The organism is Halapricum sp. CBA1109 (assembly GCF_009741825.1).
Classification (GTDB): domain Archaea; phylum Halobacteriota; class Halobacteria; order Halobacteriales; family Haloarculaceae; genus Halapricum.
The window spans coordinates 1-7,095 of record NZ_WPCA01000136.1 but is presented as its reverse complement, the minus strand read 5'-3'; the positions used below and the strand labels follow the sequence as shown (position 1 = coordinate 7,095).

At 67.4% G+C, this 7,095-nt stretch carries 7 protein-coding genes; 1 reads left to right on the top strand and 6 read right to left on the bottom strand.

Annotated elements, in window-relative coordinates:
* Nucleotides 1-241 precede the first annotated feature (241 nt).
* Nucleotides 242-1,096, bottom strand: coding sequence for a polyprenyl synthetase family protein (locus GJ629_RS13005; RefSeq protein ID WP_157513435.1), 855 nt, complete (start codon nt 1,094-1,096; stop codon nt 242-244).
* Between the two features lie 45 nt (nt 1,097-1,141).
* A complete protein-coding gene (locus GJ629_RS13000) occupies nt 1,142-1,618 on the bottom strand; it encodes a hypothetical protein (RefSeq protein ID WP_157513434.1) in 477 nt (158 codons plus the stop codon).
* Nucleotides 1,619-1,728: 110 nt separating this feature from the next.
* On the opposite strand from GJ629_RS13000, the gene GJ629_RS12995 reads away from it, so the two are divergent.
* The gene (locus tag GJ629_RS12995; RefSeq protein WP_157513433.1) at nt 1,729-3,387 is read left to right on the top strand and encodes a histidine kinase N-terminal 7TM domain-containing protein; all 1,659 of its coding nucleotides are present in this window, start codon (nt 1,729-1,731) and stop codon (nt 3,385-3,387) included.
* Nucleotides 3,388-3,497: 110 nt separating this feature from the next.
* Here GJ629_RS12995 and GJ629_RS12990 read toward each other — a convergent pair whose 3' ends face one another.
* The 4 genes from GJ629_RS12990 to proC all read right to left on the bottom strand — a co-directional run bounded on the left by GJ629_RS12990 (nt 3,498) and on the right by proC (nt 6,988).
* A complete protein-coding gene (locus GJ629_RS12990) occupies nt 3,498-3,947 on the bottom strand; it encodes a hypothetical protein (protein ID WP_157513432.1) in 450 nt (149 codons plus the stop codon).
* 96 nt (nt 3,948-4,043) lie between these two features.
* Nucleotides 4,044-5,384, bottom strand: a complete 1,341-nt coding sequence (locus GJ629_RS12985) for a glutamate-5-semialdehyde dehydrogenase (protein ID WP_157513431.1) — start codon at nt 5,382-5,384, stop codon at nt 4,044-4,046.
* Complete coding sequence (proB, locus tag GJ629_RS12980) at nt 5,377-6,216, bottom strand: glutamate 5-kinase (protein WP_157513430.1); 840 nt, start codon at nt 6,214-6,216, stop codon at nt 5,377-5,379. Before proB ends, GJ629_RS12985 begins: the two co-directional genes overlap by 8 nt.
* The gene (gene proC, locus GJ629_RS12975; protein WP_157513429.1) at nt 6,209-6,988 is read right to left on the bottom strand and encodes a pyrroline-5-carboxylate reductase; all 780 of its coding nucleotides are present in this window, start codon (nt 6,986-6,988) and stop codon (nt 6,209-6,211) included. The genes proB and proC overlap by 8 nt, the downstream gene beginning before the upstream one ends.
* Nucleotides 6,989-7,095 lie beyond the last annotated feature (107 nt).

Sequence of the window (7,095 nt, the reverse complement as noted above, 5' to 3'; positions counted from 1 at the left end):
TCGTGGGTCTTCGCTCGCTCGAACCGGCTTACCGCCCTATCGCCTCTGCGGTCCTGCCGTCACCGCTCGCGTTTCGTGGGTCTTCGCTCCGCTCAGAACCGGCTTACCGCCCTATCGCTCGCGGTCCTGCCGTCACCGCTCGCGTTTCGTGGGTCTTCGCTTCGCTCAGAACCGGCCTACCGCCCTCATCGCTCGCGTTCCTGCCGTCCACCGCTCGCGTTCGTTGGGTCTTCGGCTCCGCTCAGACCCACCTACATCTCTCCCGAACGACCACGAACTGCGCCAGGTCCTCCAGATATTCGAGGGCCTGTGAGTCCTTGGCGTCGACGGTGGCGAGGGCCTCCAGCGCGGCCTCTGACTCCTCGCGGGCGCGCTCGGTCGCCTCCTCGGGCGTGAGGTCGGTCACCTCGACCAGCGAGGGGCGCTCCATCTCGGCGTCGTGGCCGGCGGGCTTGCCCAGTTGGTCGGCGTCGGCCGTCGCGTCCAGTACGTCGTCGCGCATCTGGAAGGCGACGCCGACCCGTTCGGCGTACTCGCCGACGGCCTCGACGGTGTAGGGGTCGGCGTCGGCGGCGATGGCACCGAGTTCGGCCGCGGCGCGGAACAGCGCGCCGGTCTTGCGCCGGGCCAGTTTCTCGTAGGTCGCCTCCGAGTCGGGCTTGTCGAGCAGTTCGGTCGCCTCGCCCTCGCCGAGTTCGACCATCGCCTCGGCGACGGCCTGCATCGCGCGTTCGTCGGTCGAAAAGAGGGCAAACGCCTCGCCCAGCAGGCCGTCGCTGGCGATGATGGCCGGCCCGTAGCCGAAGGCCGCCCACGCGCTCGGGGAGTCCCGCCGCAGGTCCGAGTCGTCGATGATGTCGTCGACGACCAGCGAGGCGTTGTGGACGAGTTCCACGCCGACGGCGAAGTCCACGGCGTCCTCGGGGTCGCCCCCCAGCGCCTCACAGACCAGCACCGTCACCGTCGGCCGCACCCGCTTGCCCCCCGCGAGGACGACGTGTTCGACCTCCGAAGAGAGCGTCTCGGGTTCGACGTCCGCGAGGACGGCCTCCAACCGGTCGGCGACCAGCGACCGACGCCGCTCCAGATACTCCATCGGACCGGTCTTTCGGATTGGACCGGTAAGTACGCGGCGGTCTCGTCAGCCCCGGACACCGACGACCACGGCTGTCGATAGCATCGCACTCGCGGCGACAGCGACCTGCCCGGCGGTGAGATACAGGACGACGAGCACCGCCGGCGTGTCGTACAGCGCCACCAACGTCAGCATCGTCGTCCCGACGAAGACTCCGGCCAGCGGTGCCGCCGTCGATTCGCGGTCCATCACCGCCAGCGGTCCCGCCACCTGTCCGGCGAGGACGACACCGATCGGCAGCCCGACCAGCACCATCCCCACATCGACACGGCCGCCGCGGGCGAGGATAGCCCCCGCCCAGCCTCCGAGCCCGACCGCCGCGTAACCGCCACTGGCGAACGCGAGCCCTGTCCCCGAACCACACAACTGGTCTCGCCACCGGTAGCACACCCTGGCGACGATAGCCCCGAGGAGGACGCTGACGGCGACGGCCACTCGCCAGTCCCCGACCAGTGACGGTATCTCCTGTCCGTGATGGGGCATAGAGTCCGGTACGAACAAACACGAAATAAATGTGGCTACCGACACGCACACTATCACGACTGACAATCGGGGCCGACATTATTTGCCTCTCAGACACGTACCGATTCGGGATGACACTCTCCGTTCCAGCGTCCGGCTACGCGCTGGTGTTCGGTCTCGCCGCGCTGATCTGTTTCGCCGCCATCCCGCGGGCCCGTGCGATAGATGACCGCCACACGCGATACGGCCTCGTCGCCCTCATCGTCGGCAGCGCCGGGTGGGCCGGTTCCCACGTCGGCCTGCTGGTCGCTCCCACGAACCTGCTGAAGGAGGCCATCTACATCGTCGGGCTGATATTCGGGTTCTCCACGGTGTTCGCGTGGCTGTACTTCGCCTCGGCGTACACCGGCCGCCACTACCACCGCGACCGAACCTACCGACTGCTCGGCGCTGGCCTGTACCTCGCCGTCGTCGCTGTGAAGGTCACCAACCCCCTCCACGAGTTCTACTTCACCGCCGAACCGACGCAGATACCCTTCGCCCACTTGGCGATCCAACAGCAGTGGTTCCACTGGGTCGTCACCGGCCTGTCGTATTCCCTTGCCGCTATCGGCCTGTTCGTGCTGTTCGAGATGTTCTCGGAGGCCGACTACGACACCCGGCCGCTGGCGGTGCTGGCGGGTATCACCGGCCTCCCCGTCCTCTTCGACCTGCTCGGCTACGCGACGGACGTCCTCGTCGGCATCATCTACGCGCCGCTTGGCGTCGCGGTGTTCGCGCTCGGCGTCCTCTACGTCTTTGACGAGCGATTCTTGGCCGTCCAGTTGACCGGCGACATCGACGACCCCGTGGTCTTCCTCGACCGCGAGGACCGAGTCACCGACTACAACCGCCCGGCGACCGCGCTGTTCCCGGACATCTCGGGGGCGGTCGGCGACCCCGTATCCGCGCTCCCGGGACTCGACGACGCCCTCGACACCGAGCAGGGTATCCTCGAAGTCCTCGACGCCGACGGCGACTCGCGGTACTTCCTCGTGAGTCAGTCGTCGTTCGACCTCGGGCAGACCGACATCGGGACGGTGTTGCTGTTCTCGGACGTGACCCGCATCGAGTCCCAGCGCCGCGAACTCTCACGGCACAACGACCAACTCGAGTCGTTCGCGACTGGCATCCGCCACGAACTCCGCAACGCTCTGCAGGTCGTCGGCGGTCACGTCGAGGCCGCCGGGGACGCCTTAGAGAGCGGCGACGTCTCGACCGCTCGCTCGTCGATGTCGACCGCGTCCGACACCGCCGGCCGGATGGAACGGACCGTCGACGACCTCTCGACGCTGGCTCAACACGGCCAGACGGTCACCGACGAGGAGCGACTGGACTTCGCGGCGGTCGCCCGCCGGACGTGGGACTCCTCGACCACCGGCGACCTCTCGCTGTCGGTCGAGGGGGAGGGGGAGATATCGGCGAACCCGAGCCGTCTGGAGGAGTTGTTCGAGAGCGCCTACACCTTCGCGCGGTACAACGACGCCTCCGAGGTCCGGCTTCGACTCGCGGACGGGACGCTGACGATAGCGGACGACGGGACCCGACCCGCCGACCACCGACTGGACAAACTGTTCGACTACGGCGCGGCGGTCCCCAACGCCGAGGCGGGGATGGCGATGCCAAACGTCGAGACGCTGGCCGGCGTCCACGGCTGGTCGGTCGGCGTCGACCGCTCCTACGACGAGGGCGTCCGCGTCACCATCGAGGGTATCGCGGTGTCCGAACCAGACCCAGTCGAGACGGACTGAGCAGCCCCGACCGGCCGCTGGCGAGGAGTATCCCGGGGTTCCACAGTGGCTCTGTCCCTGTGGACGATACCGTGTGAGCCACCGCGCCGTTGATAGGGTCCGGACTGTGCTCACCGAACAGTACTCCCCGCGAGCGGGCAGTCGTCGGCTCCGAGTTGCGCGTCCCAGACGCTGAACTCCCCGTCGTCGGTGATCCGGATCTCACAGCCGTAACACCGGGCTTCGGTGCTCTCTGTCACCGGATAGGTGGTCCACTGCTCCGCGTCCGCGAACCGAAACGCGACGACGAACTTGCCGGCCCCCCTCCGCACTGCCTCGTCGAGCGACGCGATGCTGTCCTCGGTGAACTCCCCTTCCGAGAGCGCCACGGTCTCGTCGACGATCTCCGTGCCCTCCCGCTCGACCCGAACGTCGACGCGGTGTGACGTGTCGTCCCGGTTCCAGACCCGAAACTTACGAAACAGGCGCTGCTCCGGGGTCGACTCCCCGAACTGCGAACACCCCGAGACGAGAGTGAGAAGACCGACCGAGAGGACCCGCCGTCGGCGAATCCCGCTCATCGAGGTTGATTTCTTGGCCTCATCTGACGTATCTTGTGGTTCCGCTGACGCCCACGAACCGTCGGCGCGCTCCGACGGCCGACGCCGCGGAAGCGGTCACTCCCCGTGGTGCCGACCGGGCGACCACTCGCCGTCGAACTCCCGGTGGGTAAAGGGTAGGGCGTCCTCGCCGGCGTAGGTCGCCACGAGGTGGCCGTCGCCCTCCAGATAGTACTTGTAGGTCGTCAGGCCGTCCAGACCGACCGGGCCGCGGGCGTGAATCTTGCCCGTCGAGATGCCCACCTCCGCGCCGAGGCCGTAGCGGTAGCCGTCGGCAAAGCGCGTCGAGGCGTTGTGGAAGACGGACGCGGCGTCGATGCCGGTCATAAACGTCTCGGCGGCGCTCTCGTCCTCGGTCACGATGGACTCGGTGTGTTTCGAGCCGTAGGTGTTGACGTGGTCGACGGCCGCGTAGACGTCCTCGACGACCTTTATCGACAGTTCGAGGTCGCCGTACTCCTGTTCCCAGTCGTCCTCGCGGACGGGGTCGATATCGACGTAGTCGCGGGTACGCTCACAGCCACGGAGGGTGACGCCCTCGCTCTCGTAGCGGTCGACGACCGCGGGCAGGAACTCGCCGGCGACGCTCTCCTCGACCAGCAGCGTCTCGACGGCGTTGCACACCGCGGGGTACTGGACCTTCGCGTCGACGGCGATGTCGGCGGCCATCTCCAAGTCGGCCGCTTCGTCGACGAAGACGTGACACAGGCCCTCGGTGTGGCCCAGCACGGGAATCTGGGTGTTGTCCTGGATGTAGGAGACGAACTCCGAGGAGCCACGCGGCATCAGCAGGTCGACCTTGTCGTCCATCTCAAGTAGGGCGTCGACCTCGGCGTGGGCCTCGATGAGTTTCGCCCAGCCATCGGGGACCGCCCCGACCTCGGCGGTCGCTTCGAGGATGGTCTCGTAGAGGACGCGGTTGGATTCTGCGGCCTCGCTGCCGCCCTTGAGGATGACGGCGTTGCCCGATTTCAGCGAAAGCGACGCGATCTGAACCAGCGCGTCCGGCCGTGACTCGAAGATGGTCCCGACGACGCCGATGGGAACCGCGACCTTGTACAACTCCAGGTCCTCGTCGAGTTCGCGGGCCTGCAGAGTCGCCCCGAGGGGGTCGTCCTGCCCGGCGACGGACTCGACCATCTCCGCGATGGACTCCAGTTTGCTCTCGTCGAGTTTCAGGCGGTCGACCAGCGCTTGGGTGTACTCGCCCTCCGCGAGCATCGCCTCGGCCTCCTCGACGTCGGCGGCGTTGGCGTCGAGGATGGCTTCGCTGTTCGCCCGGATGGCGTCGGCGATGGCCTGCAGCGCCGCGTTCCGGTCACCCTCCTCGACGTTCGCCAACTCAAGCGCCGCCCGCTGTGCCTCGCTCACCTGCGCGTCCGTATCGTGTTCACTCATCGGTGTCACCGTTTATGGGGACAAATAGTGTGCCGACCGGTTTGCCACTAGCGATTCGCTCCAGCACGTCCCGGTCGGCCGACCCCGCGATGATGGCGGGGATGCCGTGTTCGCTCGCGTCTCTGGCCCCCTCGACTTTCGTCTGGATGCCACCGAACGCCGCGCCGGTACTCTCGTCGACGATGTCCAGTACCGCGTCGTAGTTGGTCCCGACGGCCTCGATCAGTTCGGCGTCGGGGTCGTCTTTGGGGTTGCCGGTGTAGACGCCACCCACGTCGGTCAGCGTCACCAGCAGGTCCACGCCGACGCCGATGGCGACCGACGCCGACAGCATGTCGTTGTCGCCGATCTGTATCTCCTCGGTGGCGACGGCGTCGTTCTCGTTGATTATCGGGACGATGCCCCACTCGAACAGCGTCTCGACGGTGTTGCGGAAGTTGGTGAACCGCTCGGGGTTGGCCAGGTCGTGTTCGGTCAGCAGTATCTGGGCCACCTCTTGGTCGTAGCGGTCGAAGCTCTGAGTGTAGTGGCGCATCAACTGGCTCTGGCCGACCGTCGACAGCGCTTGGCCCTCCTCGACGGTCTCCCGGCCCTCCTCGCGGCCGAGGCGGCCGATGCCGGCCCCGACCGCTCCCGAGGAGACGAGCATCACGTCCTTCCCTCGCTTTCGGAGGGCCATAATGTCGCTGACGAGTTTGTCCAGTTTGACCCGGTCGAGCTGTGAGTCCTCGTCGGTCAGGGAGTTCGTCCCCGCTTTGACGATCACGCGCTGGGCGTCGGCGGCCTGCCGGCGTGCGCGCTCGATTACCTCGGGAGCGACGCCCTCACTCATCGTCCGCCTCGAAGTCGGCGGCTATCTCCTTGGAACGTTCCTCTGCAGCGGCGACGGCGTCGATCACGGCCTCCTCGGCGTCGCTGTCCCACAGGACCTCCATCCCTTCGATGGTCGTCCCGTTGGGCGAACACACCGCGTCGATCAACTCGTCGACCGTCCGGTCGTCCCGCAGCACCGTCTCGGCGGCGCCCTTGAACGTCTGGGCGGCAAGCGTCTCGGCTTGGTGGGGGTCGAGACCGCCGTCGATACCGGCCTGTTTCATCGCCCCGACGAGATAGAAGACGAACGCGGGGCCCGAACCGTTGACGGCCGTCGAGACGTCCATCAGGTCCTCCTCGACGACGGCGTACTCGCCGACGGCTTCCAGTATCGCCAGCACTTCCTCGGTGGCGTTGTCGGTGACGGCGGCGGCCATATCGCCCGTCTCGGCCGCGAGGTTTGGCATAATCCGGACGACCTGCGCGTCGGTCCGGGACTGGACGAAGTCGGTCGAGACGCCCGCCGCGACCGTCACGAGGGTCTGGTCGGGCTGGAGGGACAGTTCCTCGAGGACGACGGCGACGGTGTCGGGCTTGACCGCGAGGACGACCACGTCGCTGTCCCGGGCCGCCGCGAGGTCGGTCGTCGTCGCCTCGCAGTGGTCGGCGACGGCGTCGAGCGCGTCGGGGTCGGCGTCGATGGCTGTGACGGTGTGGGTGCCGTCGCTGGCCAACCCCGCGACCAGCGCGCCCCCCATGTTGCCACAGCCGATAACGCTCACGTGTACCATTGTACCTCCCCAAACTGGACTGAGAGACATACCAACTACGGTTCGGGGTCGGCCAGCGCGCTCTCGGGGAAGGTCAGCGTCACGACGGTCCCGCGGGGGTCGTTGTC

Excerpts from the sequence above, each read along its gene's own strand:
- GJ629_RS13005 (WP_157513435.1), bottom strand. The coding sequence starts at position 1,096 with ATGGAGTATCTGGAGCGGCGTCGGTCGCTGGTCGCCGACCGGTTGGAG.
- GJ629_RS13000 (WP_157513434.1), bottom strand. The coding sequence starts at position 1,618 with ATGCCCCATCACGGACAGGAGATACCGTCACTGGTCGGGGACTGGCGA.
- GJ629_RS12995 (WP_157513433.1), top strand. The coding sequence starts at position 1,729 with ATGACACTCTCCGTTCCAGCGTCCGGCTACGCGCTGGTGTTCGGTCTC.
- GJ629_RS12990 (WP_157513432.1), bottom strand. The coding sequence starts at position 3,947 with ATGAGCGGGATTCGCCGACGGCGGGTCCTCTCGGTCGGTCTTCTCACT.
- GJ629_RS12985 (WP_157513431.1), bottom strand. The coding sequence starts at position 5,384 with ATGAGTGAACACGATACGGACGCGCAGGTGAGCGAGGCACAGCGGGCG.
- proB (WP_157513430.1), bottom strand. The coding sequence starts at position 6,216 with ATGAGTGAGGGCGTCGCTCCCGAGGTAATCGAGCGCGCACGCCGGCAG.
- proC (WP_157513429.1), bottom strand. The coding sequence starts at position 6,988 with ATGGTACACGTGAGCGTTATCGGCTGTGGCAACATGGGGGGCGCGCTG.